General features: G+C 46.1%; 29 protein-coding genes and 1 pseudogene. 10 read left to right on the top strand and 20 right to left on the bottom strand.

Annotated features, from left to right (window positions below; all coding sequences use genetic code 11):
* Nucleotide 1: 1 nt before the first annotated feature.
* Nucleotides 2-1384, bottom strand: a complete 1383-nt coding sequence (locus H4O21_RS14050; protein WP_182809506.1) for a hypothetical protein — start codon at nucleotides 1382-1384, stop codon at nucleotides 2-4.
* A 361-nt stretch (nucleotides 1385-1745) separates the two neighbouring features.
* On the opposite strand from H4O21_RS14050, the pseudogene H4O21_RS14045 reads away from it, so the two are divergent.
* Nucleotides 1746-2036, top strand: a pseudogene (locus tag H4O21_RS14045) (heavy metal-binding domain-containing protein); the annotation flags it as partial.
* A 77-nt stretch (nucleotides 2037-2113) separates the two neighbouring features.
* Here H4O21_RS14045 and H4O21_RS14040 read toward each other — a convergent pair.
* Nucleotides 2114-3847 (bottom strand): transporter substrate-binding domain-containing protein, encoded by a 1734-nt coding sequence (locus H4O21_RS14040; protein WP_182809505.1) that lies wholly within the window; start codon nucleotides 3845-3847, stop codon nucleotides 2114-2116.
* A 221-nt stretch (nucleotides 3848-4068) separates the two neighbouring features.
* Between H4O21_RS14040 and H4O21_RS14035 the strand changes: the two genes are divergently transcribed.
* Both H4O21_RS14035 and H4O21_RS14030 read left to right on the top strand, forming a co-directional pair.
* The gene (locus tag H4O21_RS14035; RefSeq protein WP_182809504.1) at nucleotides 4069-6210 is read left to right on the top strand and encodes a cyclic nucleotide-binding domain-containing protein; all 2142 of its coding nucleotides are present in this window, start codon (nucleotides 4069-4071) and stop codon (nucleotides 6208-6210) included.
* A gap of 240 nt (nucleotides 6211-6450) precedes the next feature.
* Nucleotides 6451-6771 carry a rhodanese-like domain-containing protein gene (locus H4O21_RS14030; RefSeq protein WP_368737555.1) on the top strand — a complete coding sequence of 107 codons (321 nt, stop codon included), beginning with the start codon at nucleotides 6451-6453 and terminating at the stop codon, nucleotides 6769-6771.
* Nucleotides 6772-6958: 187 nt separating this feature from the next.
* Here H4O21_RS14030 and H4O21_RS14025 read toward each other — a convergent pair whose 3' ends face one another.
* The gene (locus H4O21_RS14025; RefSeq protein ID WP_182809502.1) at nucleotides 6959-9190 is read right to left on the bottom strand and encodes an NADP-dependent isocitrate dehydrogenase; all 2232 of its coding nucleotides are present in this window, start codon (nucleotides 9188-9190) and stop codon (nucleotides 6959-6961) included.
* Nucleotides 9191-9660: 470 nt separating this feature from the next.
* On the opposite strand from H4O21_RS14025, the gene H4O21_RS14020 reads away from it, so the two are divergent.
* The gene (locus H4O21_RS14020; RefSeq protein WP_182809501.1) at nucleotides 9661-10110 is read left to right on the top strand and encodes a transcriptional regulator; all 450 of its coding nucleotides are present in this window, start codon (nucleotides 9661-9663) and stop codon (nucleotides 10108-10110) included.
* A gap of 130 nt (nucleotides 10111-10240) precedes the next feature.
* On the opposite strand, the gene H4O21_RS14015 is transcribed toward H4O21_RS14020, so the two are convergent.
* The 16 genes from H4O21_RS14015 to H4O21_RS13940 form a co-directional block, all read right to left on the bottom strand.
* The gene (locus H4O21_RS14015; RefSeq protein ID WP_182809500.1) at nucleotides 10241-10516 is read right to left on the bottom strand and encodes a hypothetical protein; all 276 of its coding nucleotides are present in this window, start codon (nucleotides 10514-10516) and stop codon (nucleotides 10241-10243) included.
* A 31-nt stretch (nucleotides 10517-10547) separates the two neighbouring features.
* Entirely contained in the window at nucleotides 10548-10739 is a 192-nt protein-coding gene (locus H4O21_RS14010) for a RebB family R body protein (RefSeq protein ID WP_182809499.1), read from the bottom strand.
* A gap of 297 nt (nucleotides 10740-11036) precedes the next feature.
* Nucleotides 11037-11300 carry a RebB family R body protein gene (locus tag H4O21_RS14005; RefSeq protein WP_182809498.1) on the bottom strand — a complete coding sequence of 88 codons (264 nt, stop codon included), beginning with the start codon at nucleotides 11298-11300 and terminating at the stop codon, nucleotides 11037-11039.
* 133 nt (nucleotides 11301-11433) lie between these two features.
* Nucleotides 11434-11697 carry a RebB family R body protein gene (locus tag H4O21_RS14000; RefSeq protein ID WP_182809497.1) on the bottom strand — a complete coding sequence of 88 codons (264 nt, stop codon included), beginning with the start codon at nucleotides 11695-11697 and terminating at the stop codon, nucleotides 11434-11436.
* A 57-nt stretch (nucleotides 11698-11754) separates the two neighbouring features.
* Nucleotides 11755-12009, bottom strand: coding sequence for a hypothetical protein (locus tag H4O21_RS13995; RefSeq protein WP_182809496.1), 255 nt, complete (start codon nucleotides 12007-12009; stop codon nucleotides 11755-11757).
* A gap of 26 nt (nucleotides 12010-12035) precedes the next feature.
* Complete coding sequence (locus H4O21_RS13990; protein ID WP_182809495.1) at nucleotides 12036-12668, bottom strand: RebB family R body protein; 633 nt, start codon at nucleotides 12666-12668, stop codon at nucleotides 12036-12038.
* Nucleotides 12669-12795: 127 nt separating this feature from the next.
* Nucleotides 12796-13086, bottom strand: coding sequence for a hypothetical protein (locus tag H4O21_RS13985; RefSeq protein WP_182809494.1), 291 nt, complete (start codon nucleotides 13084-13086; stop codon nucleotides 12796-12798).
* Nucleotides 13087-13158: 72 nt separating this feature from the next.
* A complete protein-coding gene (locus tag H4O21_RS13980; protein ID WP_182809493.1) occupies nucleotides 13159-13476 on the bottom strand; it encodes a glycerol-3-phosphate dehydrogenase subunit C in 318 nt (105 codons plus the stop codon).
* 88 nt (nucleotides 13477-13564) lie between these two features.
* Nucleotides 13565-13837: a RebB family R body protein gene (locus H4O21_RS13975; protein ID WP_182809492.1), complete on the bottom strand. Its 273-nt coding sequence runs from the start codon at nucleotides 13835-13837 to the stop codon at nucleotides 13565-13567.
* Between the two features lie 110 nt (nucleotides 13838-13947).
* Entirely contained in the window at nucleotides 13948-14208 is a 261-nt protein-coding gene (locus H4O21_RS13970; RefSeq protein WP_182809491.1) for a RebB family R body protein, read from the bottom strand.
* A gap of 75 nt (nucleotides 14209-14283) precedes the next feature.
* Nucleotides 14284-14541: a RebB family R body protein gene (locus tag H4O21_RS13965; protein ID WP_182809490.1), complete on the bottom strand. Its 258-nt coding sequence runs from the start codon at nucleotides 14539-14541 to the stop codon at nucleotides 14284-14286.
* Nucleotides 14542-14630: 89 nt separating this feature from the next.
* Nucleotides 14631-14891, bottom strand: coding sequence for a RebB family R body protein (locus H4O21_RS13960; RefSeq protein ID WP_182809489.1), 261 nt, complete (start codon nucleotides 14889-14891; stop codon nucleotides 14631-14633).
* A 67-nt stretch (nucleotides 14892-14958) separates the two neighbouring features.
* Complete coding sequence (locus tag H4O21_RS13955) at nucleotides 14959-15219, bottom strand: RebB family R body protein (protein ID WP_182809488.1); 261 nt, start codon at nucleotides 15217-15219, stop codon at nucleotides 14959-14961.
* Nucleotides 15220-15244: 25 nt separating this feature from the next.
* The gene (locus H4O21_RS13950) at nucleotides 15245-15469 is read right to left on the bottom strand and encodes a RebB family R body protein (protein ID WP_182809487.1); all 225 of its coding nucleotides are present in this window, start codon (nucleotides 15467-15469) and stop codon (nucleotides 15245-15247) included.
* Between the two features lie 157 nt (nucleotides 15470-15626).
* Nucleotides 15627-16988: a hypothetical protein gene (locus tag H4O21_RS13945; RefSeq protein ID WP_182809486.1), complete on the bottom strand. Its 1362-nt coding sequence runs from the start codon at nucleotides 16986-16988 to the stop codon at nucleotides 15627-15629.
* A gap of 180 nt (nucleotides 16989-17168) precedes the next feature.
* Nucleotides 17169-17984, bottom strand: coding sequence for a lamin tail domain-containing protein (locus H4O21_RS13940; protein ID WP_182809485.1), 816 nt, complete (start codon nucleotides 17982-17984; stop codon nucleotides 17169-17171).
* Nucleotides 17985-18350: 366 nt separating this feature from the next.
* Here H4O21_RS13940 and H4O21_RS13935 point away from each other — a divergent pair, with 366 nt between their 5' ends.
* The 5 genes from H4O21_RS13935 (at nucleotide 18351) to H4O21_RS13915 (ending at nucleotide 23753) form a co-directional block, all read left to right on the top strand.
* Nucleotides 18351-19811 carry an SLC13 family permease gene (locus H4O21_RS13935; RefSeq protein WP_182809484.1) on the top strand — a complete coding sequence of 487 codons (1461 nt, stop codon included), beginning with the start codon at nucleotides 18351-18353 and terminating at the stop codon, nucleotides 19809-19811.
* 14 nt (nucleotides 19812-19825) lie between these two features.
* Nucleotides 19826-21010, top strand: coding sequence for a hypothetical protein (locus H4O21_RS13930; RefSeq protein WP_182809483.1), 1185 nt, complete (start codon nucleotides 19826-19828; stop codon nucleotides 21008-21010).
* Complete coding sequence (locus tag H4O21_RS13925) at nucleotides 20997-21665, top strand: HAD family hydrolase (RefSeq protein WP_182809482.1); 669 nt, start codon at nucleotides 20997-20999, stop codon at nucleotides 21663-21665. The genes H4O21_RS13930 and H4O21_RS13925 overlap by 14 nt, the downstream gene beginning before the upstream one ends.
* A 2-nt stretch (nucleotides 21666-21667) precedes the next feature.
* Nucleotides 21668-22810, top strand: coding sequence for a transporter substrate-binding domain-containing protein (locus tag H4O21_RS13920; RefSeq protein WP_182809481.1), 1143 nt, complete (start codon nucleotides 21668-21670; stop codon nucleotides 22808-22810).
* A 316-nt stretch (nucleotides 22811-23126) separates the two neighbouring features.
* Nucleotides 23127-23753, top strand: a complete 627-nt coding sequence (locus tag H4O21_RS13915; protein ID WP_182809480.1) for a glycoside hydrolase family 19 protein — start codon at nucleotides 23127-23129, stop codon at nucleotides 23751-23753.
* 270 nt (nucleotides 23754-24023) lie between these two features.
* Here H4O21_RS13915 and H4O21_RS13910 read toward each other — a convergent pair whose 3' ends face one another.
* Nucleotides 24024-24593 carry a helix-turn-helix transcriptional regulator gene (locus H4O21_RS13910; protein WP_182809479.1) on the bottom strand — a complete coding sequence of 190 codons (570 nt, stop codon included), beginning with the start codon at nucleotides 24591-24593 and terminating at the stop codon, nucleotides 24024-24026.
* A gap of 341 nt (nucleotides 24594-24934) precedes the next feature.
* On the opposite strand from H4O21_RS13910, the gene hflD reads away from it, so the two are divergent.
* A complete protein-coding gene (gene hflD, locus H4O21_RS13905; protein WP_182809478.1) occupies nucleotides 24935-25570 on the top strand; it encodes a high frequency lysogenization protein HflD in 636 nt (211 codons plus the stop codon).
* Nucleotides 25571-25848: the final 278 nt, after the last annotated feature.

Genomic DNA, 25848 nt, shown 5'->3' with positions numbered 1-25848 from the left:
ATTATTCCGGGCGTGGTTCACGTAACATAAGAATTGGATTGTCGCCTTTCAGCACCCGGCCATCGGGCAGGCGGATCTCCAGCGTTTGTTCTGGGTCAAGGGCGACCACTAAATCAGGCTGTAGCTGTTCCGGGTCAACATACATATTCAGCAGTTGTGGCAGAAAATCTTCGCCTTCGATCTGGTGCCAGCCATTATTCAGCGCATCAGCCAGTGTCAGGGGCTGTTTTTCAATATGCTGACACATTAATTCTGATCGGTGCTGCAGGAAGGTATGCAACGCAGTGTCCTGATAATCATCTTCACTGATGCTATCGAAGATCAGGGCTTCTTCACTGCGTTCACTGCGCTGATCCAGCAGGTTGCTGGTAAAGTCATTTGGTGACGGGAACATGGTTTGTACATAAAACGGCATACAACGCTCTGATACGGCATCGATCAGCGCCTGTACTGGCGGCTGAACAGCGATATCCTGTGCCAGCTGGGTAAAGTCGATCACGCCCATACTGCGGATACGGCCATCGGCAATATCGGTCAGCAGTTCGGTCAGGCGGCGACTCAGGTTTTCAATGGCGTTCATAACGCGGTTCAGGCTCTGGGTCAGCATGAGCAGATCCCAGTCCTGATGATTCTGCTGCTGCCAGGCTTCAAAGCGGCTCTGTTGTTCAGGCAATAGCAGCTGTGCCCGACAATCCAGAATAGTGCGCTGAATACTGTTCAGGGCGTTGTGGTAATGGCGCTGATGTTCCTGAAAGGCGGTCAGTTTACTCTCGCGGGTCGGGTTTTCCCGGATTGTACGGATCTCCTGAGTCAGGCCGCGAATCGCCAGCAAAATGGTATTACAGATATCCGGCACACGGGCGTAATCGCCACGGGTGATGGCGGTCAGTGCTTTTGCAGCATCGTATTCACTGTACAGCAGGTCTTCCACCTGACCGGCCAGATTCACGGCCTGTCGACCCGCCTGGGTCAGACGCACATGGCCGGTTTGCGCCTGTTTCTCGATCAGAGCGGTGCGTTTGGTACTGGCAATGGATTGTACTTTATCCGGAGATTCACCCGGCTGGCGATTGATATAAAACAGCTCACTGGGTGTCGACAGACTGTTGATTACAAACTGGAGATCATCATTACTGCAGTCAGGATAATACTCACGGGTAAATTCAAGACAACGGTTAAAGCGGATAAAGCCACCGTTGCTGATAAAGTCTTCTTCCAGCAGATAATCCAGCAGCAGACAGGCCAGATCCAGCCAGTAGCCATCTTTCAGGCCCGGTCTTGGCATCTGTGCAACGCGCACATAGGGAGAGCCTCGTTCGTGGCTGCTGTCATGAAGATCCAGCAAGCGAACGGTGGTGATCAGTAGGTTAGTCCACGGTGTCATAGCGTTTCTACCTGCGATAGCTTTTGTATCAGTGATAGCTCTTGTACCGGTGATGATGTTATTACCGGCGATCGTGCTGCCAGCGGTGATAGAAGTAAAACATCTGCCAATATCATGAAGTCCTGTCTTTTTCCTGTACTGTCGAAACTGAGCGCTATTTTTCAGCCCGATTGGAACTGAACCGTGCATTTATGGATCAGAGAATAAAAGCGTATGTGTTTCGCTGGCTATTATGCCACAAACGTATAATGGGTCAGTAAAATACTGTCTGAAAAAACAGTGAAATATGTAACACCCGGTCAGGCAGGTGTGAATTTAATTTTCATCAGAAAAAAGAGGGAAATCAGTATCGACGGTTGATGGGCATCCGGTTCAGGAATATCTGGGTGTCGTGGTAGGAGAGGCGATTCTGGGGGCTAATGTATTTAAAGATATCTTTGGTGCGGTTCGGGATATTGTGGGTGGTCGTTCCGGGGCTTATGAAAAAGAGATGGGCCGGGCCAGGAAAATTGCGTTTGCTGAGATGCAGAAAGATGCTCAGTCTTTAGGTGCGGATGGCATTATCGGGATTGATATCGATTATGAAGTGGTCGGGCCTAAAGGTGGGATGATGATGGTTAGTGTCAGTGGAACAGCAGTCCGATTCCGTTAACTACAATATTGTATTGCGGTGCATCAGAAGCCGTTTTGCTGAATCAGCTGCAGAGATTAAAAGTATCCTGATAAGGCTCAGACTGTTTCGGGCTGTTCCCCTTCTGTTTCTGGTGCCTTCAGAGGCAGCATCAGCTGGCAGCGGCAGCCATGCTCGCTGGTAATTTCGATTTCACCACCCAGTACTCCGGTGACAATGTTATAAACAAAACTGAGTCCTAATCCTGAGCTGCCTTGCCCTATTTGAGTGGTGAAAAAAGGATCGAACAGCTTGTTCAGGTACTTCTCTTCAATACCGCAACCATTATCCCGGAACTCGAGACGAAGTTTGTCATCAACCAGAGAGCAAACAATATGAATAGCCGGTAATTCTTCTTTTTTAAAGCCATGCCGCAGGGCATTGTTCAGTAGGTGATTCAGCACTTCGGTCAAGGCTCCGGGAAAGCTGTGCATGATAATGTCATCTGTGCCGGTCAGTGTGATTTCGATGGCTCTTTTGTTCAGTTCTTTCTGATGGCACAGTACCAGCTCATCCAGCACCTCGCTCAGGTAAAACGCACGTCGTTGAGATTGCCCCTGATCAAGAGCAATTTTTTTAAAGCTGTTCGTCAGATGTACAGCCCGGTTCAGAGAACGCTCCAGAACCTCCAGTGACTCCTGATGATCCTGTACGAACTGTTGCAGAGACTCTTCTGTCAGCTGACCGGCTCTGACAGCCTGAGCAAGGGCCTGGCCTTCCTCCTTCATAACGCTGGTGGCGGTAATAGCGATACCCAAAGGGGTGTTCATTTCATGGGACAGTCCACTAACCAGAGCGCCGAGAGAGGCAACTTTTTCGGACTGGACCAGCTGACATTGTGTTTTTTCCAGAAGGTGCAATGTATCTTCCAGTTCCTGGTTGCTTTGCTGCAATGAGCGGGTACGAGCTTTAATCTGACTTTTCAGTATAAAGATAGTAATCAGACCAGCGACAAAGATGAAGGCCAGAAATAGCCCGGTTCCGGCCCAGAATATGGAACGCATACGCCCCTGGGTCAGATAGATAATCTCATGTTTCTCCCATTGTTCGGTCAGCCGGTCAATGGTGCCATCTTTTTTAAGCTTTTTGATTGCCAGATTCAGCTCGGTACGTAAACGGGTATGACCTTTTCGGACACCCAGATGAGTGGGCTTGATATGAATCGCAGGCTCAACATATTTAATACCTCGAATTTTATGGCGCTGAATGGTATATGCACCAACCCATTTGGTGGTGGCCAGGGCATCAATGTCACCCGCCAGTAGTTGATGAAAACCTGTCGGATGGTCCTTAACAATGACTTGTTCGGCGTTGCTGTTCTGTGAGAGAAAGTTTTGCAGGTAGCTTCCTTTTGTCAGTCCTGTCCGTATTCCATCCAGATCGGTCAGGTTATGAATGGTCAGATTATCGTCTCTGACAAACAGGCTCATTTCAAACTGCAGGAAACCATCGACAAAATCAAAATCTTTTCTTCTTTCTTCATTCGGGCTGAAGACTGTCAGTACATCAATACGGCCTTCAAGCACAGCATCCTGGGCCTGCTCCCAATCCATCAGGTGATATTCAATGCGGCGGTTCATGACTCTGGCCAGATCAGGCAATACTGAAGGAAATATCCCTTTAGCTTTGTCGCCTTCAAGCCATTCAATTGGCGGGTAATCTTTGTCACCGGCAATTCTGACAGGAGGCATATTATTACTTTCTCCGTAGATAAAAACCTTTGACTGAGCCATTGCCGGACTATTTGCAAAGCACAGTAAGACCATCAGTACAGAGGGCAGGCTCGTACGCATAAAGACATCCTTATTCGTGACCATGCTGGCAAGTATAGTTAAGGATTGCGCTTTCAGCCTGAAGGTGGGCATAAAACGGCTGTGTATGTAAGAGCCGGTATGGCATGTCAGGCATTTTTAATACCGACTATCATAAAGTTACAGCGTTTATGGCTTGCAATAGTGCCCATAGACTGGAAAACTTAGTGCCATTTATTTCTGGATTAAGTATCAGGGAATCCATGATTACAACTGCACTTAGGAATCTGGCTTCTGGTGTAATGCTGGGGCTGATCAGTACTGTACTGTCTTTATCTTTTGCCTCTCTTATTTTTGGGACGGGCAATCTGGCGGATTTACAATCCGGTATCTCTATTTTTTTAATGACGGCAATTGTCGGAACTCTGGCCATTGGCTTGCTTAGCTCCGGTAAGGGCGTGGCTGCTATTCCATTACCTGCGGCGGCGATGATTGCTGCTTTATCTGTCAGTCAGGATCTATCGCCAGGTGATACCCGGTTAATGATGATCAGCCTGGCGGTACTGACGGTCACTACCATGTTCTTAGTTGGACAGTCTGGTGTCGGACGTATCACACGGTATCTGCCTCTGCCCGTTGTTACAGGATTAATGGCAGGTATTGGCTGGCTGTTTCTCTATGGTGGTCTGAGTCTGGCTGAACCTGCTTTGCTATCAGTATCCGGGTTAATGAGTCCTACTGTCTGGATGGTTATCGGCTTTGCTGCTCTGCTATTTTTTCTGCAGAAAAAGCTGGGTGGTTCTTTGATTTTACCCACGGGTTTTCTGATTCTGGTTTTTCTGTTTAATCTGTTAGGCGCAGGCATGCCAGACTGGTCCGGTAACTGGTTTGTAACGGGTAAGGCACAATCTTTCTTCTCTATGGGCTGGTTACCGGCCTATGCAAATTATGATCTGGACGGTTTTACCGGGTTACCATGGGGTGGAGTAGTGGCTGCTGCTGTTATCAGTGTTCTGGTAATGCTGGTGCAGGCCTCTGCGTTGGAGAATGAAACCGGAGTCGACCTGGATCTGAACCGGGAGCTGTATATCTCAGCCGGAGCAGGTTTTGTAACCGGAGCCGTAGGCGGAAGTGTTTCTGCTTTGTCGCTGGAACAGACTCAGCTGAATCAGCAGCTGGGTGGTGAAGGTAAAGCACCGGCTATTATCGCGGCGGTGATTATTTTACTGATCTGTCTGGCTGGAAGTGCGGCCTGGCAGTATCTGCCACTACCAGCGGTGGCTGTGATACTGGTTTATCTTGGATTCCGTTACCTGGATCAGTGGCTGATCAGTGCCAGAAACCGTTTCAATCCTATGGATTATCAGCTGGTTGTTGTTTTGTTTGTGGCTATGGCTGCAGGTGGTGTTCAGCTGGCAGCTTTACTGGCTGTACTGGTTACAGTACCTCTGCTAGCCAGACAGTTCAGTAAACAGAGAAGTATTCATCTGAGTGCTGATGCGACGGTTCTGCATAGCCTGGTCGAGCGTCCTCTGCGTCATAACAAAGCACTGGAAAAATACGGTGATCGCGTCAGAACTGTACGCCTGAAAGGTGATCTGGCGTTTGGTGCTGCATACAGCCTGCAGGATGACCTTGAACCGTACCTGCAGGCTCCATGCGTATTCGTTATTCTGGATTTTGCCCGTGCCCAGGGCTTTGATGCTTCTACCGCCAGCGTATTACAGAGATTGCATAACCAGTGTCAGCAGAGAAAAATTATTCTGCTGCTATCCTCTTTGCCACCAGGGCTGAAAGATATACTGGTTTCTTCTGGTATGGGTATTATGGATGACAGCGCAGAGGGAGCAAAACTGACAACCCGTGGGCTGATGAAAGTGGCCGGTCAGTTCAGTGACTGGGATCGTGCACTGGAGTGGTGTGAAAGTGAACTGCTAAGCCGTTTGCCGACAACGGAATCCGGTGAGTTTACTCTGGAATCTTTACTGAAAGAGCGTATGGATATTCTGCCATACGAAGTGGTGCATCTGGTGCGCTATTTTGAGCCGGTATCAGTAAAAGAGGGAGAGTACTTTATTCGCCAGGGTCAGAATGCAGATGCTATGTATCTTATTACTAAGGGTAAAGTTGAGATTCAGCTGGACCTGGGTGAAGAGCGGTATCAGCGTCTGAAAACCATGATGCCAGGAACCATTATTGGTGAGACCGGCTTATATGCCAGTTCTGTGCGTACTATATCTGCTAAGGCGCTTGAAAATGCAGAGTTGATGAAGCTGGATGCTCAGGCTCTGAAAGAGATGGAAGCTAATAATCAGTTGATGGCGATTCGCCTGCATCGTTTCGTTGTACTTCTGATGAATGACAGACTATCCGCGTCTGAGAAAGTGCTTAAAGAGCTGTTCTGAGTCGGCTATAGCTGTATAAGCTATATAGTCTGAGGCTCTTACTCTTTGGACATAGCCATATTTCAGATCAGGAAAATAGCCTGTCAGAATTGATAAAGCCCCGATGTATAGGTTACGTTGGGGCTTTTTCATATCGTCATACTTACCCGATCAGGTCGCAGAATGTACTCTTCTGCTAATCACTGATAAATTAGGATGTCCTGATGTGATCTGAATGGAATGAGCCAGGAGGCCTTAAAAGTGAAAAGATTTATTACGTTAACTTTCGCACTAATTTTCTCGTCCTGTGTTTTTGCTGAAACTGCGTGGATTGATGTCAGGACAGATGCAGAATACAGCGCAGGCCATGTTGATGGGGCGATCAGAATTCCATATCAGGATATCGGATCAGAGATAGGATCGCTGTTTCAGAATAAAGAGCAAGAGATTATCCTGTACTGCCGGAGTGGCAGAAGAGCTGGCGTTGCACTTAATACTCTGAAGGAGATGGGCTATACCAATGTCAGAAACGTCGGCAGCCTCAGTAATGCTAAGAGATTACATGCTTCTCAGCGGCAATAAGTTTCTCTGCCAGAAGAATATTAATCATGGTTGAGTGCATAAGGATCGTTATTGAACAGACCATCTTGCATAAGACCTGGTATGTCATACAAAAAAGCGACAAAGTCAGAAAATAACTGGCACAAAAAAGCCCGGAATCACTTCCGGGCTTTGTGTTTACCACAGTAAAATCTGATTGATACTTAGCTTACAGAGCAGCCAGAGCGTCATTCAGGGTTTTACTTGGACGCATTACTGCATCAACTTTAGCCATGTCAGGGTGGTAGTAACCGCCCAGGTCTGCTGCCTGGCCTTGTGCGTCTGCCAGTTCCTGAACGATTTTAGCTTCGTTTTCAGTCAGCGCCTTAGCCAGAGGTGCGAAGCGGGCCGCCAGATCAGCATTTTCAGTCTGCTCTGCCAGGTACTGTGCCCAGTACATTGCCAGGTAGAAGTGGCTGCCACGGTTATCCAGCTCGCCCACTTTACGGGAAGGAGACTTGTTGTTCTCCAGCAGTTGACCCGTTGCAGCGTCCAGCGCTTTAGCCATCAGTTCGGCTTGTGGGTTGTCATTTTTGATACCCAGCTCTTCCAGAGATACAGCCAGTGCCAGGAACTCACCCAGAGAATCCCAACGCAGGTGGTTCTCTTCCTGCACCTGCTGTACGTGCTTAGGTGCAGAACCACCCGCACCCGTCTCGTACATGCCACCGCCGTTCAGCATAGGAACGATAGACAGCATCTTAGCTGACGTACCCAGCTCCATGATTGGGAACAGGTCAGTCAGGTAGTCACGCAGTACGTTACCGGATACAGAGATGGTATCTTTACCGCGGATCATACGCTCCATAGAGGTACGGATCGCACGGCTGTAGCCCATGATACGCAGGTCCAGACCTTCTGTGTCATGTTCTTTCAGGTACTTTTCAACTTTCAGACGCAGCTGACGGTCGTGAGCACGCTCAGCGTCCAGCCAGAAGATCGCAGGAGTGTCAGACTGACGGGAACGAGTGACGGCCAGTTTAACCCAGTCACGCACTGCAGCGTCTTTAGTCTGACATGCACGCCAGATATCGCCTTTCTCAACGTCGTGCTGCATCAGTACAGTACCGTCGGCTTTAACCACACGCATGGTACCGTCCTGAGACATTTCGAACGTTTTGTCGTGAGAGCCGTACTCTTCGGCTTTCATTGCCATCAGACCTACGTTTGGTACAGAGCCCATAGTGGTTGGGTCGAATGCACCATTGGTACGACAGAAGTGAATCATTTCCTGGTAGATACGCGCGTAGGTCGACTCAGGCATGACTGCTTTAGTGTCTTTAACCTTGCCATCGCGGCCCCACATCTTACCGGAGTTACGGATCATCGCAGGCATAGATGCATCAACGATAACGTCACTTGGAATGTGCAGGTTGGTGATACCTTTAACGGAATCAACCATTGCCATTTCAGGACGGTGCTCGTAGCAAGCGTGAATCGCTTCTTCGATCTCTTCCTGCTGAGACTGAGGCAGTGTTTTGATCTTCTCATAAACACTGTTCATACCATTGTTCGGGTTTACACCCAGCTCTTCGAACAGCTCGCCGTATTTCTCGAATACTTCACGATAGAATACACGTACAGCATGACCGAATACGATTGGGTGAGATACCTTCATCATGGTCGCTTTAACGTGCAGAGACCACATTACGCCATCTGCTTTACATTCTTGCAGAGTGCGCTCGAAGAAGCTGTCCAGCGCTTTAGCGCTCATGAACATGCTGTCGAATACTTCGCCTTCCTGCAGGGCGACAGTCTTTTTAACTTCAACATTGCCGTCTTTATCTACGAACTCCAGACGCACATCGCCTGCTTCTTCCATAGTGACAGACTGTTCACTGGAGAAGAAGTCACCGCCGCGCATGTAGTCAGCATGAGAACGGGAAGCCTTACTCCACTCACCCATAGAGTGAGGGAATTTACGTGCGAATGCTTTAACAGCCGGTGGCGCACGACGATCAGAGTTACCCTGACGCAGAACCGGGTTTACTGCGCTACCCAGAACTTTAGAGTAACGCGCCTGAATATCTTTCTCTTCGTCAGTAGAAGGCTCATCAGGATAATCAGGGATGTCATAACCCTGAGACTGCAGTTCTGCAATAGCAGCTTTCAGCTGAGGGATAGATGCAGAAATGTTTGGCAGTTTGATCAGATTACAGGATGGGTCTTTAGTCAGTTCACCCAGCTCTGCCAGAGTGTCTGTGACTTGCTGCTCTTCAGTCAGACGCTCAGGAAAACCAGCCAGAACACGTGCTGCAACAGAAATGTCACTGGTTTCTACTTTGATACCTGCAGCAGAAGTGAAAGCACGAACGATAGGCAGGAAAGAGCCTGTCGCCAGAAACGGTGCTTCGTCTGTCAGGGTGTAAACGATTTTTTGCTCGGAAGTTGGAGTTGTCATTTTTATCCCTATTAGTTATGGCTTGTGGGCCAAGTACCTAACACATGATGACTTGTGATCATCTTCGGCTAAAGGAGTTATTCTGTCTGTTGCCAGGATTATACTGAAAACTTACCCGCTTTTATACGGGCATCTCTTACACTTAAGCATAGTTGCCTTGCAGAGCAGATGCTGAAGGCAATTTTTATGTCACTGATTTGACAGGGATTGATGTTCTGGAAAAGATCAATGCTGATCGTTGGTAACGGGTGTCGACTATCCGGTAATGTCTGTTAATCTATTCTTTCTTTATATGACTGTTTGTTTTAAAGTCTATAACAGTTGATTACGTTTTATGACCTTCTGAATGCTGTTGTTTCCTTAAAAGCTTTTGATAATGTAAGTCAAGTGGGAACGCCTTCCTTATAGTTATTGTTCAGCAGTACTGTTTTATTTGTTACTTCTGTTAATTATTCAGGATGTGACAAGATATGGACTATCTGCATGATGATATTTCTAAACTAATTCGCTTTATTGATAAAAACGGACTTCCGGATTTTCTTCAGGAACTTATTGAAATTATTGGCTATGATGGTGCGTACCGGCTCACTCAGAGGTATGGCGGCCAGATAAAATATGTTGCTAAATCTGCGGGGCGTTCATCGATGCGAGAAATCCTGTCAGAGAAAGAGCTGATCGCTCTGTGCGGGTACTACGGTGGTGAGACTCTGGAAATTCCTAAAGCAGATCACTTTTATAAGCAGGTACGCAATATCCGGATTATGCAGGCTCTGGCCAGTGGTAAGTCAAGAGCACAGGTTGCTAAAGAATTCAGTCTTGGTATACGTCAGATTGGTAATATAAAGAAAGAATATAAACATCATGATTACTCTTCGATATCTGAAATAATGAACTCATGGACGGGGCGTATGAATATCTGATTACAAAAGATGACGCATATTACAAAATGTGACATTGCTTACAGTTCATAACGCCGCCAGACATGACAGAGAGTAATAAAAAGGGCAGAGGAGGTGTCATCCATCTTTAATCTTTAACTGTGTCAATCATTCAGAAAGAGGAGAAATCTTTCAGTATTTTTGCAGCTTTAGTTCCCACGTCACTGAAGTGTTCGGCCCCATTTTTAGCTACACTTTCTGCTGCTTTAATAACTTCTACATATGTTGGATCTTTGGTTTCCAGAAACTTTGCCAGAGCAACACCTATGGTTGTTGTGGATAAGGTATTGAGATTCCGAAGATTATCTGCTGCATCCTGAACAGCAATTGCTGTACTTTGCGCAACGGCTTTCTGTGCATTTTGCTGAGCAGTTTTATCGGCAGACATAAGAATTTAATGAGCCTTTTTGAGAAATTTTTTAACCGCCACCCTGTTTCAGAATCAGGGCACAACCACTGGCAACAGAAGTGTTGGTCACAATCTGCATACTTTGTTGTATTGATACCGCATTCTGCATCATCAGGCTGATAGTATCTTCCAGACTGGTTGAGCTTAAGTCCTGTATTGATGATTCGTCCTGAGCCTGTTGACTATCTGATGATTCTGACATCTTTTATTGACCTGCAGCTGATGTGACATATATCAGAACAAAAGCATTTTGCCTCTCTGGTAAACGGCTGGAGAATACAACCGTTTTCTGAAAGAAACGTTTGTTCTGGCGTTCAGCGTTATGAAATAAAGGATGCTTGTTTCTCATGTGCAGATTAAAGAAAGAAACAACCATCCTGAAATTTCGTATAATGTTTGTGGTGGAATATATATCAGAGCAAAATATTTCGATATTTATCAGTCGGCAGCCGGGAATACGATGATATTTTGCACAGACATTTTTCAGGCACCGAAGCGATCAGCCTTTTTCCACTACGCCTTCACTGGATCGTCCGATAACTGCAGTGCCCAGAGAGGTCATCGAGTTGATGCCCTGTATGGTTGCAGTTTGAACGATAGTACTGGTATGCATCTGATTAGAAGTCGCATTTTGTGCCGCATTGGATAGCGCCTGAGACATTGCTGTCATCAGATTTCCCATCGCCATAGACGGTACATCTCCGACAACTTTGGTATTTGCCTGAGTGACAGAATCAGTGATTTGTTCGTTAACGGTTGGCATAGTATTTCCTTATTTCATCTTGTGACGCCGGAGCAAAAGCGCCGGTCAGGGTTATAGACACGCGTTGATACATAGCTGAAAATATGTTGTGTTTTCCTGGCTGTCAGCGGAAAAACCAGGTCACTTTTACGTTTTACAGAGAAACTTTTTTCCTGCGCTTAAGCAGCTGCGCTATAACAGCATTTCCGGTTGCCTGTATTGAATTAACGCCCTGAGTGGTAACGGCCTGCATAAGGGCATAGCCTTGCTGTTGAGCCTGCGTCGAATTGTGGGCAGCCTGTGCCAGCGCATGACTGCTGCTGATAAACAGATTTGCCATTGTCATAGCGGGAGTAACAGCCAGTGTCCCGGTGCTGGTTTGAGTGATGGCATCTGTAATAAGAAGATTTGTGTCCATAAGACTTTCCGGTGTCTGTATCAACAAAGCTGGATTGATTCAGGATAAACTGAGTTACTACGATAAGCTTTTAATCTGTTTACTCAGCAAATCCATCGCTTTTTCCAGTTCCTGGTTCACATTCTGGTACAGCGCATCCATCTGTTCGTCCAGAGGTTGTTGATGCTCTGGCATTGAGGGTTGCCAGGTATCCAGATCCTGTTGGGTTTTATCGATCAGCTCAGCCACTTTTTGTTGCTGGGCATCACTGAGCTTCTGTACTTTAGCCAGATACTGATCAACACCTGACATCTTTTCTGAGCTGGATGACATATAAACCTCCTATGCTGTCTGTTTCATCAGTGGCTAATCGGATTTCTTGCTTGCAACCCCAATAAGCGGCTGAAAAAGCCCGTTTTTTTAGCCGCGGTATCAGCACTGATAACTTCCAGGTCATGAACTGATGGGGCTTGCACCGGTTGTACCGATTGAACGACCGGATGCATAGCCGATGGAGACTCAGCCGTTTGTTCATGAGGCAGTGTATAGTGATCCTGAGCGGGAGGATAATGGCTGGCAGAATTCATATCTGGCGGTAATCCCTGGTCATTCGCAGTCCATTGCTGATGATTGCCTTCAATTGTATAAGCGTTCTGAGGTGACGTATCGTTTTGTTGAACAGGGGTGGTTGCTTCTGTTTGAGGTAACCCTGTATCAGGGGTTTCCGGTTGTGTCGTATCCGTCGGTTGATCCGCAGATTCTGGTGCTGACATGGAGTGTGCTGAACTTTTAAGAATCCTGTTACACGCTGAAGTAACAGATGTTGATGCCGCCATCTGTGAGTTCATTTGAGAGGTGATAGCATTATGCATGGCCAGCCCCAGGGTTTCTGCAAAAGTAGCATCAACAAAGCCCGTTGCCTGATGATCAAATGCCTGTAATACGGTTGAGTTCTGGTTGTTTTCTGCGTTTTTATCAGGTGTATCACTCATAATCAGAGCCTCTGATTGAAGTCGGTTTTGTTTAACATTGCTATCTCAGGCATAGCCTGAGTACCTTCATTGATCCTAATGGAATACCAGAAAATAGATCGGCAAAAACAATGGGGTTACCGGTTTTTTATGAGCAGCCCGCTTTAAATACTTCGGTTGCTTTTTGCCCCACGGTGTTGAAATTCTCAGCGCCCGTAGTGACAATCTTCTGAGCTTCTGCAATCATTCCTGCATATTTGGGATCTCCGGTTTCAATAAACTGGGACAGGGCCACACCAATGGCTGTTGTGCTGAGAGTATTGAGGTTTCTCAGATTGTCCGTAGCATCAGATACCGCCAGAGCTGTGGATTGAGCGATAGACTGACGAGCACTGTCTTCTGCAGGAGAGGCTGGGGCTGGTTGAGCTGGAGTATTCATTGGGTATTTCCTTATCTGATCGGGCCTGATCCGACGGGCTGAATACCAGAGGTCAGAAAGAAGGCCCGTGAGTTATTTTTGTTGATTCAAAGGGGATTGACTGAACAGTGCATTCAATCCCTGAATGGTTGTTGTCTGGAGTTGAATATCGGATTGCATCTGTCCGGCTTCTGCTGCATGAGCCTGGTTAGACAAAGCCTGACTGGTGCTCAAATTCACATTATTTTGTGCCAGGGCTGCAATGCTGTGATCGCAGGACTCCTGAAATATTGCATCCTGACTTTGTGCCGGGCAGTCCGACTCAGCTGGTGATGGCTTGGCCGGTGCTTTTTTTTCTGTTGAACGTTTGGCTTTAACCCGGCGTGGCGTTGGTTTTTTAGCTGCACTCATAAGCTTAATCTCCTGATAATGGCGTACGGTGCTACGTCAGATTATGACCGTATTCACCATTATCCTTCCGTTAACCCTTCAGGATGAATTACGCTTCTGATGGTGGATCACCAGCAGAGTTGCTGAGGATGCGGGCAGTTATGCTGGCCCCCTGGCTGAACAGTGCATTCAGGTTCTGAATGGTGGCTGTGTGATTGACGATAGCACTTTGCTGATTATTCGATTCAGCATTCCAGGCCGCTCCTGACAAGGCATGGCTCACTGCCATCTGCAGATTACCCTGACCTGATCCGGGAGCAGTACCGACATTCATGGTATTAACCTGGGTGACTGAATCGGTGACGGCATCATTGACTGACATTATCTTATTACTCCGATCTGATACGGTTTAACCCGGATATCCGGGAGTCGTAGTGAGTAGAGATGGCAAGAAGACTTCTTGCCATCCTGTGGTCAGCAATAAATTACTGATCAGCCTTTTTCAATGATGCTTTCAGCACTACGGCCGATAACCGCTGAGCCGGTAGACATCAGAGAGTTAACACCCTGAACAGTCGCTGCCTGCATGGTGACACTGGACTGCTGCTGGTTATACGTTGCGTTATGGGCAGCGTTAGCCAGCGCCTGGCTGGTGGACATCAGCAGATTGCCCATTGCCATAGCCGGCGTTTCACCAACTACTTTAGTGTTTACCTGAGTTACAGAATCAGTAATTTGCTCATTTACTGGCATGATTTATTTCCTTATTTCATGGTTAAACGGACAGGCAGGTAAGTCTGCCTGCCGGTAGCTCACAGTGGTGTGTGCTTATTTTTCAATAATTTCTTCAGCGCTGCGGCCAATCACTGCAGACCCTGTTGCCATCAGAGAATTAACACCCTGAACAGTGGCCGCCTGCATAGTGATGCTGGCCTGCTGCTGGTTGTAAGTTGCATTATGAGCGGCGTTAGCCAGCGCCTGGCTGGTAGACATTAGCAGGTTGCCCATCGCCATAGCCGGAGTTTCACCAACTACTTTAGTGTTTACCTGAGTTACAGAATCAGTAATTTGCTCATTTACTGGCATGTTTAAGCTTCCTTATGCACTAGGGTTGAGCCGGACCGGTGTTGATCCGACATCGGATTGATCTGAATCCTGCCCGGATTCAGACGAAATCAGTTTTTTTCAATAATCTCTTCAGCGCTGCGGCCCACAATAGCTGAACCCGTCGACATGATAGAGTTAATGCCCTGAACAGTCGCTGCTTGCATAGTGATGCTGGCCTGCTGCAGATTATTGGTTGCACCGTGACCAGAGTTACCCAGCGCCTGACTGGTAGACATCAGTACATTGCCCATTGCCATCGCTGGCGTTTCACCAACCACTTTGGTATTTACCTGAGTAACAGAGTCTGTAATTTGCTCATTTACTGGCATGTTTCACTTCCTTTTATCGGGATTGACTGATCTTCCTGTTTATTGAAAGACCGTTGGGTTAAAGGGATTACCCCTTATCGAGAATATTTCTGGCGCTTGAACCGGTCACCGCTGCCCCGGTTGCCAGCAGGGCGTTAATGCCCTGAACAGTAGCCGCTTGCCAGGCGATATTGGCCTGCTGCTGGTTGTAAGTGGCATTATGAGCGGCGTTAGACAGTGCCTGACTGGTGGACATCAGAAGATTACCCATCGCCATAGCAGGTGTTTCCCCAACCACTTTGGTATTTACCTGAGTCACTGAATCTGTGATCTGTTCATTTACTGGCATCGCACTTTCCTTTGTTCTGAGCGTATTATTGACGGGTAATCTGGACGCCCATCATCTGTAATAAAGCAACAGAGTTACTGGTTGCTGTATGCAGAGTGATATTGGCTTGTTGCTGTTTCCAGGTCGCATTATGGGCTGTATTAGCCAGAGCCTGGGCTGTAGCCTGAAGCAGCATGCTGCGGGCTACAGGGGTAGAATAATCTGTCAGCAGCTTATTCAGGTCTTCTTCAGACGAGTTATTGTCCGACATAAAAACAAACCTTGCATTAGTATTGACGCTTGTACTAATTTCAGATGATTTAATATCATCACTAATCTTTTGATCTGGTACTGTATTGCCTTTCCATGTGTTCTATTTAACTATTATTTAAAAATGAATAATCGGGGAGAACGGAGTGCTATACGGTTTAATCTGGTTTAGTAACGTGTTTTTGGGGAGAGGATGCTTTTTCTGGTGGTTTATCAATCCATTGCTTAATGCTTTCTATAAAACGGTCCATAATTGAAAATAAGATATCGACGTTGTAACCCATAAGAAAAGCCAGTGCCATAGGAGATAAAGCGGTCAGAGTATCCATGTCATCAGGCTTCAGAAACCAGCCAACAATCATGCCTCCCAAAGAGCCCAGCGTCAGTCTTAGTCGGTAGCGGATATCTGAGTCAGAGGTATAGGTCAGAGAACGTATTTCTAATAACAGGGTGCGTAATACAAAAATAAAAGCACCTAATAAACCATATAGTAAAGGCAGAACAAAGCTTTGCAGGATTTCAATAGCAAAGGCAGCAGCCAGAGTATTACTGAAAAATAGCATACGTGACTGATGTCGTGTTTTTTCCAGCTCCAGGCTGGTGATAGACTGATTATACGTTCGGATTTCATTATCTGAAATATTATGCCCTTGTGTCTCAGTTGCTACTGTATTATCCGTAGTCTGCTGTCTATAACGTTGTAATTCATTTAATCGGGCTTCATATTGCTTTTTCAGATAAGGAGGTAACTCTGATTTAAACTGATACCCCGTCAGCCATATCTTGTTCCAGAACTCCAGCAGAATCAGATTAGAATCCAGTTTCTGATTCAGCACCGCATGTTCATGTTTGAGACGATTCAGTTCAATCAGGTCTTTATCTGTGGAGGATAAATTCTGTGGATCGGCTGGCTGGCTGCCCTGGTAAACAGGGTCCAGTCTGGCAATTTGCAGACTGATGTCTTCTCTTTGTTTAAACAGAGTATTCAGGTCGTGTAGCAAGTTATTGCCTAATAACCAGTAAAACTGAGTCATCAGAAGGATAACCAAAGCCAGAATGGTCAGATGTCGATACCAGTGCACGGCCTTTTCAGCCCGTGTTCTCTTTTGTGAGTGCTCACTCACAGGAGGTGGTTTAATGGCATTGATACTTTCAAGTGATACCGGATAGATATGGGAAATCAGAGTATCGTAGCTGATCAGAAAACGGGTTTCCGTTTCTGAATTCCATTGTCCACTGGTCGCCTGATATCTGGCCTGAATCAACTGCCGGGTGACCTCCGGGTCCAGTTTACTGTCTCCGTCTTTTGCAATGTACTTTAAAAGACGTTGGGCATCTTCGACTGATTGTTTCATTTCTGGTGTCAGGGAATTAGGCAGGGCAGATCCGGGTACTGTCATCTGATTCGACGTGATTGGTTTTTCACCCTGTTTTATAGCTGATTTCTGGACTTGTTTCTGTAGTTGAGGGGGATTACCTGCAACAGGCTGTCCAGGCTGTGGCTGGTTTTGATGCATCATATCAGTATCCTCAGGAAAACTCCTGCCATCAGCACGGAAGATGTCTGTGTCTTTTCTATAAGGCGAGTATGTTAAGCACAGTATGATCTGTTGCCCAGACAGGTGGTTTGATAGTAATGAGATGAATTGGAGGAATGTAAAAGAAGCGCTGCTATAAAAGCAGCGCAGGACAATAACGGTTCAGAGTGCAACGCCGTCTTTGTAGTGCAGCTCAGAGACTAACTGCTGGCGATAATCGTATAAACGTCCGATATCTTCTTTGTTGTTCCAGATTGCTGTTCGACTGTTGAAAGAGAAACCACCGCATTCCGGGACGGCTTTATTTGTGAACACTTTAATCGCTCCGCCAGGTTCCAGAACGGTATTATCAGGGAAAGTAAAATCCTGATTCTTTCCGGCACTGATGGTCCAGCCAGAGATTTCTGCCGGAATATCGCCATGATTAGTGATTTCAACATACTCGTCGGCTTCCTCGCGGCCTTCAATACCATCAAACTGGATTTCAGTAATCGTTACGAAAGGGGCCGCGGCAGAGCCATAGCATAACGCTGAGATTTGCTTTTCCTCATTGTTATAGAGTAATGCCGTATCGCCACGATTGTTCCAGACTGGTCGGTGACTGTTGAATGAATAAGGCTTGTCCTGATCAAAAGTCCAGACTGCCAGCTTTTCTTCTGGTGCAAGGTAAGTATTGTCAGGAAAGACAAAATCCTGATCTGCACCGGCGTTCAGGCGCCATCCTGAAAGGTCAGCAATAACAGGACCTGTATTTTCAATTACTACGCACTCTTCATGTTTATTTTTTTCGCTGGCCCCTTCTGCTTTGACTGCTGATATAACGATCTGATGCAGGCGAACAAGAGCACAAATCTCCTGCCAGAATGCATTCAGATATTCTTTATCAAGCAGACCTGTTGCAGGTGTATTCAATGAGCCTTTATCAGCCAGATCTTTCAACTGAGCACGTAGTGCATTTTTAGGATGATCTCCGATCATGATCCATTTCCTTTTCCTGTGATGAACGTTAATCCGGTATCAGCCCGGAGTGACGGTAATTCCTGAGGTGCAGAGTAAAGGTATTGTCTGATTTGATCCCGGATAAATCGATTAATTGTACGGGATCTTCTTTCATTGGGGGCATGAAGGGTTAAAACACTGCGTTCAGAGAACACTTTCCTGTAATCAGCTTGTTTATGAACAGGATTTCCTGAGTTTGAACCGGGCAGATCCGGCAGTATGCGAGAAAGGTAATGTGCAGATGTGTGGACTGCTGTTACCCGGTTTCGGGATAGATTACCCGGTTGTATTTGACCGGATAAAAGGATGCCCGGAGAGTTCTCGATTGTTAAAGGATACTTTTTTATGGCTGCATTATCTGTTGCCTGTCGGTCATCAGCATTTCTGGCCTGTTTATGGCAAAAAAACAGTGTACTGGCTGGCTGGTTTCTCAGTGCTCTGATTCCCTTTCTGTTTTACTTATGGCTACCCGGACTATTGCCGGAAAACGGATCAGATAAGGAAGAAATTTTTCTGACTCTGGTCTCCGGGGCTGTATGTCTCTGGTTATTCAGGCTGACGCCGAACTTTGTACCTGCGATGCTGGTAACGATGCTTTGTGTCTTGCTGAATGTTGCTCCCAGAGAGACGGTCATGCTGGGATTCAGTTCGGATGTATTGTTTCTGGTATTGGGGATGTTTCTGTTTGCCGCTTTGATCAGTGTCTCAGGATTAACCCGCAGAGTGGCGATCTGGCTGGTATTGAGATTGCCCGATAACCGTTATACGCAACCATTATTGCTTTTTTGTATTGGCACTTTTCTATCCGGGTTAATTCCCTCTCCTTTGGGGCGATCAGCCATGATGACACCGTTGGCGATAGATCTGTCCCGACTATCAGATGATCCGGCCCGGCAAGCTACGCTTCAGGTTTGTGCTCTTCAGGGGGGCTTTCTGCTGTGTACTGTGTTTCTGACAGGCAATCCGCTCAATTTTGTCATGCTGGGTTTTCTGGATCCGCAGGTGCAATTCTATTTTCAGTGGGCCAACTGGTTGAAAAGTACTCTGGTTGTCGGCGTTGTACTGATCAGCTTTTTTATGCTCTGGCTGTTCTGGCGTTGTCGTTCTGAACAGGGTATCAGCCGGGATGAGCGAGATTTCCTGCATACTGAATATCATAAACTAGGGCCTCTTAATAATCGGGAAATCGGCGCAATTCTTTCGATGACTGCGCTGATACTCGCTATTCTGACGATGTCTGTACACCATATATCGCTTGCCTGGGTGACGATGTTTATTGCTCTGGCACTTTTTCTGTTCAGCGGTCTGGATACAGAGGATATGAGGCGGCATGTTGACTGGCCAACACTGATCTTTATTGCTGCAATTGTCGCCTGGGGACCGGTGATTCAGCATCTTCAGCTGGATCAGATTATTACTCAGAATCTGCAGTGGTTAGGGGAGCTGTTTGTCGATAATCCGTTAACAGGATTTCTGGCACTGGCACTGGTCGTTTTTGTGATCAGATTGTTATTTCCCGGTGCACCGACTTTTGTCATTCTGATGAGCGTACTGATCTCTGTATCTGAAGGAACGGCGATATCTCCCTGGGTGCTTGGGTTTGGTCTGCTGCTGCTTAGTGAGAGTTTTATTCTGCCGCATCAACATGGCGTGTCATCCCAGGTGGAATCCGAGCTGACTAATGCCGGAATGATGACTTCGCAGATGAGACGCACTTTTCTTACCTCGAATATCTGGTTCACACTGGCCCGGATTATCGCTTTGTGTGTCACTTTACCGTACTGGATCAGCCTGGCACTAATCTGAAACAGGGATAGATTATGACGATTATTAATATTTCAATCCGGCTGATCATTGTCTTTATGATCAGTGCGATGATATGGCTGATCTGGGATCACAATCAGAGACAGCCCAGAGTCTTTGTTATTCATTCCTACAATACAGACCTGAACTGGGTGAATTCCATTGATGAAGGGATCGATCAGAAACTGAAAGAGGTGCTGCCATCGGCCAAAGTACGCCATCATTATATGGATCTTAAAAATCATAATGGCTGTAACTTCCGGCGCAGATCAACCCGTGATGTGCTTTATGGAATAAGTGACTGGAAACCAGATTATCTGCTGCTGGTCGATGATCTGGCCCAGGAATTAGTCGGGGCACATTATCTGGCTTATAACGATGGCATTTTTCCCCAAAAAAGCCTTGCTGAACAGTTATTTGCGAAACGTTGTCCAGAGCAGGACCTGGAGTTTTATCAAAGAACTTACATCACTGATGTGCAGCAATTACCAGAAATTGTATTTGCCGGTGTGAATTACAGTGTTGAACCTTACGGTTATTTCCGGGCAATGAATACACAGGGCATTTATGAGCATAAAAACTTCACTGCGCTGGTCGAAACACTGAAAGACCTGAGTCAGTACTGCGGTGAACAAAGAGCTGTGGGCGTCTTACCACTGAATGATTATTCCGCCACAGCAAGGCGTGAACAAGTCAGTTTTCAGCGTTTTAACTGGTATCCATTAGAGCTGCTCGAACCGGCAACGGTCAGGTCGTTTGATGAGTGGAAGGCTCAGGTTACGCTGGCCAATCAGAAGAAAGCGATGCTGGTCATTGCTAACTATCAGCAAGTACCTGAAAAGCCCGGTAGCAAGCAATATGTCACGCCTGCCAGGCTGATTCAATGGACAACAGAAAATGCCCATTACCCCGTGTTGGGAGCCGGAACCAATTTTGTTGATGATGGTGGCATGATCACTGTAGCGATTGCAGGCCTTGAACAGGGTAAAACTCTGGTTGAGCTGATAACTCTGCCAGTGCAGAGAAAACCACTGAAAGATAAGGATGTCAGGCGGGGGGAGCAGTTTCTGGTTGGGCTGGCAGCCAGGAAGCTGAAGCAGTATTGCAGTAATCAGATGCCTAAAATTTATCAGGCCTATGCCAAACAGACAGGCCTTTATCGTTATGAAAACGTATCGGAGGTGCTTTATGTTGAACCCTGATCGTACTCTGCAATGTCGTTTGATTGTGTTTGATATGGATGGTGTCCTGGTGAATAGCATCGATGTTATGAAAATGGCATTTTCCGCTGCATTACGTGAATGTTGCTCTGATCTGCAACTACATGATTGTGAAAGACTATTCAGTATCTATCGGCAACATCTGGGTAAAGGTTTTCTGCAGATTATGACTGAGCTGGGACTTCCGGAGACTCTGCACGAACCTTTTAAAAAACACAGCCGGTATCTGGCTCCTTATGTGGCGGTATATCCTGGTGTCGAGGCGCTTTTGCATTCGTTAAAAGAGCAGGGTATCAGGCTGACAGTCGCGACTGGCAAAGATGGAAGCCGAGCCAGGGAGCTTCTGGAGCGATTGCAGCTGGCAGAATACTTTGACGAAGTCACTGGCTCAGATCAGGCTGCGCCTAAACCGGCTCCTGATGTTATTAACTTTCATAGAGCTAAGTTTGATGTTGCCCGGCAGGAAACTCTGATGGTAGGGGATTCACCTGTCGATCTGTTATGTGCCAGGTCTGCGGGAGTGCATTCTGCTGCAGCGCTATGGGGATATAGCAATTACCATGTACTGGAAAGCTGCTTACCGGATTATTTTTTTTCTGCACCTTATTCAATGACCGAAAAAATACAGGGATATTAAGTATGGGCAGGCATTTGATACTGCAGTGGATAGCAGTGAGTATTGCGGTTCTATGGTCTGGCGTTGTGCAGGCCCAGTGCCAGAAAGTCGATGCGTTCTGGACAGAACAGCCTCTGCGAGTAGCGGTAAAGTTTTCACCTCCTTTCGTATTTGAAGCTAATGTTGCAACACAAAATAATGGCGGCTGGGATGGCCTGGCTGTTGAATTGTGGCAATCTATTGCAGCCTGTTTAAAAGCTGACAGTATTTTTATTGAATATACCAATGATTCGAACTTATTACGTGATGTACAGAATGGCGCTGTAGATCTCGCGATTGGCCCTTTTGTTCCCAGCTCTGATGCAGAGGTTATTGTTGATTTCAGCCATAGTTTTTTTCAGGGGCATTTGGGAGTCATGGTGGCAAATCAATCCGGGCTTAGTAGTATTGGTCGACTATTTGCGGAATTTCCTTTGACTGAAACCTTATCTGTACTGGGAATGCTGCTGCTGTTGATGCTATTAACCGCCTTGTTGTACTGGCGAGCTGAATATTCAAAGGCAAACCCTCTGTTTACTAAAGGACCGCTAAGAGGATTCTACAACGCTATGATCTGGGCTACTTTGCTGGTGTTTTCCGGGCAGGGCAATCCTTTTGAGATCAAGCATCGTGGTGGCCAGGTTCTGGTGATTCTATTGATGTTTTTTGGTGTCAGTATAGTGTCTATTGTGACGGCTTTACTGACATCTGCGCTGACTTTACAAGGGCTGGGGTCCCAGATTACCTCTGTCGATGAACTGGCAGCTAAAAAAGTAGCCTATATGGAATCTATTCACTCGGAAACAACGGGCCCCCATGTTGATCACTGGTTGAGAGAAAACGGTGTGAACCACCCAATAAGAGTTTTATCCTGGCCTCAGGCTGTTTCTGCGTTGCAGGATAATCGGCTGGAAGCTCTGGTTCATTCCAGGGAGGTGATGCAATATCTGGTAAAAGCAGACTATATCCGTGGTACCAGTGTACTTCCTCTCAGTCTTAGTCAGACTGATTATGCTTTTATTCTGCCTGAAGGTAGCCCACTGACAGAGAATATTAATCGACAATTACTATCTCAGGTTAAAACAGAGCTCTGGCAACAGAGGCAGGAGGTTTACCTGAAAGAATGAGTTGTTTGCTTTTGTCTTTATACCTGGAGGGCTACCGCCACTTTCCTGGAATACCTCATTTTATCACGCTGTGTAATTGTTCGTAATTGATGTGTTTTGATGGTCAGAGGCATATTGTCTTTGAAAATAATATATGAATATGTGTTTGTTGTTAATGGTGTTTGTGTTTTAGATTGCTATTGGCTGTTTTTACCGTGTATAAAAGTTTGTTTTTTAATATGTTCTATTTGTTAGGCGGCTAGTTTGAAGTTGACCGTGGAAAATATCCCTGTTTTCCGTACGTTGCCTGAATGAAATCAATTAAATGGAGTGTTATATGGAATTTGTCAGTCCAGAACAGTTACAAAAAATAATGCCTGGTGCTAAACAGGAACATATTGAGTTATATCTGCACGGTATTAATAAAGCATGTGGTGACTTTGGTATTAATACACCTCTTCGGGTTGCACATTTTCTGGCCCAGCTTGCCCATGAAAGTGGTTCTTTACGCTATGTCTCTGAAAACCTGAATTACAGTGCTAAAGCGCTCAGAGCTGTTTTTGGTAAATATTTTCCAACAGACCAGGAGGCTGAGGCGTTTGCCCGTCAACCAGAAAAAATTGCTAACAGAGTTTACGCAGATCGCATGGGGAATGGTGATGAAGCGTCGGGTGATGGCTGGAGTTATCGTGGTCGGGGGCTGATTCAACTGACTGGAAAAGATAATTATCAACGCTTTTCTCAGGCTGTTGGTCAGGATGCCGTGGCGAGCCCTGATCTGCTGGCAGAGAATCCTGACCTGGCGGTAGCCACTGCAGGCTGGTACTGGAACTCTCGCAGTCTGAATGAGTACGCAGATCAGGACGACATTAAGCAGATTACCCGTCGTATTAACGGTGGTTATAATGGGTTGGAAGATCGTGAAGAGTATCTGGTCAGAGCTAAAAATGTTCTGGGTGTCTGAAACCTTGATAATTGTTATATTCTGAATTAATTGAAAGCCATTACATACAATGTGATGGCTTTTTAATTTTGTGTAGAGGGCAGAGTTGATCTATCTTAATAGAGTTGTTTCGATAATTGTTTGTAAAAAAATTTACTTATAACTCCTTTGCCTCTCCGGCTTCGGGCCGGAGAGGAAAGAAAATTTATATCGGGGTGTGTAACTGGAGAGTGAAAGTGTTGTTTTCAGACATATTCCAGAGAGTGCTGGAGAATATTATTCTGAATATTTTTACTTCGGCTGATACGCGGGTCGCTCACTATTTATATTTTTTTGATTAATAGCAGCTATTGCTTTAGGGTTAGTAATGATGATGGTACGAGTTGACTGATCCTGTTTTGTCATACGGTCTTTGTTTCTGCGTCCCTGATCTTCTCTGATTCGTTTTCGATAATCTCTTGGAGAGATGCCAAAATATCGTCGGAAGACTTTCTCAAAGTGACTCAGATCAAAAAAGCCAGCTTCCAGAGAGACATCGGTAATCATACGCCCTGGGTCATGGTTTATCAGGGTAGCTGCGTGACGTAAACGTAACTCTGTCAGAATGGCTTTAAATCGGAGACCGAGGTGGACTCTGAACAGATAAGACAGGTGAGAGCTGCTGACAAAAGAGTGTTCAGCAACTTCATCCAGTAATAGAGAGCGATGGTAATGCTGCGAAATATAGATCAAGGCCCTTTTCAGGGCCGGTTGCATGCCATCCAGAAAAGCCAGATTATCACGGTAAAGTTCAAGAGTAATCTGATGGAATGGACTTGGTGTGCCAGTTGTACTGGCCGGAATGCTGTTCGTTATTTTCATCCTTTTTTTCCCTGTTCCTGTGATTAATAAACAGATGTCAACAGGCAACAGGTTGACAGTGAGATCAAAGGGGAAACAGAAGGAAATAACTCCCGGGTGATGAAGTATTTCCTTTATATCTGTGGTGTATGAGGCCGGAATATTATCGTGGCTATAGCCCTGAGGCACTGAATAGGAGAGAATAGGTGTCTGTTACCGGGAGAGTTTTCAGAACAGAGTAATCTGAGCAGGCACTCATTTTCAACTGAAGAGAACTAACGGGCCTGTGCTCCTGTCAGTAGATAGTAGTAGCAATATTTTGTCAGCACTGCATTCTTTTAAGTTACAGGTTTTTTATTTATATGAGTTTAAGCAACAGAGAGCAGGAACAAGCCGTTGCTCTTGCCGGGGTTTTCCAGGCTGCGGCACTGGTCCATCAGCTGGCTAATAAAGGAATGGTTTCTCAGGATAGTTTTGAAACCAGTATTGGCAGCATCCTGAATACCGATCCTGAATCGACACTGGCTGTCTATGGCGATAATACTTATGGTCTGAATCTTGGTATGCGGACTTTGCGCAGTTTTATGAATAAAGAGTCTGATGCCAATACACATGTGCTGCGTTATGCCATGTCGATTCTTTATCTGGAAAAGCGCCTGAGAAAAAATCCGGATATGCTGAACGCTATTGGTCAGCGTCTTGATCAGATTAAAATGCAGAGTAACCACTTTTCGACAACGCACGAAAATGTCATTGCCAGTATTGCCAGCCTGTATCAGGATACCATCAGTACTTTTTCTTTTCGTATCCAGGTTCAGGGAGAGCCTGATATTCTCCGCAGACCCGGCAATGCTGATAAAGTCCGTGCATTACTGTTTGCAGGCATTCGTTCCGGTATTTTATGGCATCAGCTAGGCGGCCGTCGCTGGAAGCTGCTGTTTGGTCGGAAAAAAGTCATCAGAGCACTGGATGATGCTACCAGAAGTGGTATGCACTAATTGCTAGCCGTATTCTGGTCCGGGAATTTTGTTCCAGTTCCGGATATATTCGTATTGGTTAACTTTAACTCTGTATTTATCTGTCATTGTCGATAAATACAGAGTTATAGTGCACGGGTACTGATTAATACTGCCCCTGCATGCTAATGTTAGCATCAACTATTAACGCATTTTCTGCGAATTTACCTGCAATATTCTGATAATTTCCTACAATATTAAAGGCCTTCGTTAAGAGTGTGTAATCTACTGTTAATTCAGGTATGATGGCGCCTTTCATG

Source organism: Oceanospirillum sediminis (assembly GCF_014164585.1).
GTDB lineage: Bacteria > Pseudomonadota > Gammaproteobacteria > Pseudomonadales > Halomonadaceae > Oceanospirillum > Oceanospirillum sediminis.
This window is presented reverse-complemented; position numbering and strand designations above follow the sequence as displayed.

Excerpts from the sequence above, each read along its gene's own strand:
- H4O21_RS14050 (WP_182809506.1), bottom strand. The coding sequence starts at position 1,384 with ATGACACCGTGGACTAACCTACTGATCACCACCGTTCGCTTGCTGGAT.
- H4O21_RS14040 (WP_182809505.1), bottom strand. The coding sequence starts at position 3,847 with ATGCGTACGAGCCTGCCCTCTGTACTGATGGTCTTACTGTGCTTTGCA.
- H4O21_RS14035 (WP_182809504.1), top strand. The coding sequence starts at position 4,069 with ATGATTACAACTGCACTTAGGAATCTGGCTTCTGGTGTAATGCTGGGG.
- H4O21_RS14025 (WP_182809502.1), bottom strand. The coding sequence starts at position 9,190 with ATGACAACTCCAACTTCCGAGCAAAAAATCGTTTACACCCTGACAGAC.
- H4O21_RS14020 (WP_182809501.1), top strand. The coding sequence starts at position 9,661 with ATGGACTATCTGCATGATGATATTTCTAAACTAATTCGCTTTATTGAT.
- H4O21_RS14015 (WP_182809500.1), bottom strand. The coding sequence starts at position 10,516 with ATGTCTGCCGATAAAACTGCTCAGCAAAATGCACAGAAAGCCGTTGCG.
- H4O21_RS14010 (WP_182809499.1), bottom strand. The coding sequence starts at position 10,739 with ATGTCAGAATCATCAGATAGTCAACAGGCTCAGGACGAATCATCAATA.
- H4O21_RS14005 (WP_182809498.1), bottom strand. The coding sequence starts at position 11,300 with ATGCCAACCGTTAACGAACAAATCACTGATTCTGTCACTCAGGCAAAT.
- H4O21_RS14000 (WP_182809497.1), bottom strand. The coding sequence starts at position 11,697 with ATGGACACAAATCTTCTTATTACAGATGCCATCACTCAAACCAGCACC.
- H4O21_RS13995 (WP_182809496.1), bottom strand. The coding sequence starts at position 12,009 with ATGTCATCCAGCTCAGAAAAGATGTCAGGTGTTGATCAGTATCTGGCT.
- H4O21_RS13990 (WP_182809495.1), bottom strand. The coding sequence starts at position 12,668 with ATGAGTGATACACCTGATAAAAACGCAGAAAACAACCAGAACTCAACC.
- H4O21_RS13985 (WP_182809494.1), bottom strand. The coding sequence starts at position 13,086 with ATGAATACTCCAGCTCAACCAGCCCCAGCCTCTCCTGCAGAAGACAGT.
- H4O21_RS13980 (WP_182809493.1), bottom strand. The coding sequence starts at position 13,476 with ATGAGTGCAGCTAAAAAACCAACGCCACGCCGGGTTAAAGCCAAACGT.
- H4O21_RS13975 (WP_182809492.1), bottom strand. The coding sequence starts at position 13,837 with ATGTCAGTCAATGATGCCGTCACCGATTCAGTCACCCAGGTTAATACC.
- H4O21_RS13970 (WP_182809491.1), bottom strand. The coding sequence starts at position 14,208 with ATGCCAGTAAATGAGCAAATTACTGATTCTGTAACTCAGGTAAACACT.
- H4O21_RS13965 (WP_182809490.1), bottom strand. The coding sequence starts at position 14,541 with ATGCCAGTAAATGAGCAAATTACTGATTCTGTAACTCAGGTAAACACT.
- H4O21_RS13960 (WP_182809489.1), bottom strand. The coding sequence starts at position 14,891 with ATGCCAGTAAATGAGCAAATTACAGACTCTGTTACTCAGGTAAATACC.
- H4O21_RS13955 (WP_182809488.1), bottom strand. The coding sequence starts at position 15,219 with ATGCCAGTAAATGAACAGATCACAGATTCAGTGACTCAGGTAAATACC.
- H4O21_RS13950 (WP_182809487.1), bottom strand. The coding sequence starts at position 15,469 with ATGTCGGACAATAACTCGTCTGAAGAAGACCTGAATAAGCTGCTGACA.
- H4O21_RS13945 (WP_182809486.1), bottom strand. The coding sequence starts at position 16,988 with ATGATGCATCAAAACCAGCCACAGCCTGGACAGCCTGTTGCAGGTAAT.
- H4O21_RS13940 (WP_182809485.1), bottom strand. The coding sequence starts at position 17,984 with ATGATCGGAGATCATCCTAAAAATGCACTACGTGCTCAGTTGAAAGAT.
- H4O21_RS13935 (WP_182809484.1), top strand. The coding sequence starts at position 18,351 with ATGGCTGCATTATCTGTTGCCTGTCGGTCATCAGCATTTCTGGCCTGT.
- H4O21_RS13930 (WP_182809483.1), top strand. The coding sequence starts at position 19,826 with ATGACGATTATTAATATTTCAATCCGGCTGATCATTGTCTTTATGATC.
- H4O21_RS13925 (WP_182809482.1), top strand. The coding sequence starts at position 20,997 with ATGTTGAACCCTGATCGTACTCTGCAATGTCGTTTGATTGTGTTTGAT.
- H4O21_RS13920 (WP_182809481.1), top strand. The coding sequence starts at position 21,668 with ATGGGCAGGCATTTGATACTGCAGTGGATAGCAGTGAGTATTGCGGTT.
- H4O21_RS13915 (WP_182809480.1), top strand. The coding sequence starts at position 23,127 with ATGGAATTTGTCAGTCCAGAACAGTTACAAAAAATAATGCCTGGTGCT.
- H4O21_RS13910 (WP_182809479.1), bottom strand. The coding sequence starts at position 24,593 with ATGAAAATAACGAACAGCATTCCGGCCAGTACAACTGGCACACCAAGT.
- hflD (WP_182809478.1), top strand. The coding sequence starts at position 24,935 with ATGAGTTTAAGCAACAGAGAGCAGGAACAAGCCGTTGCTCTTGCCGGG.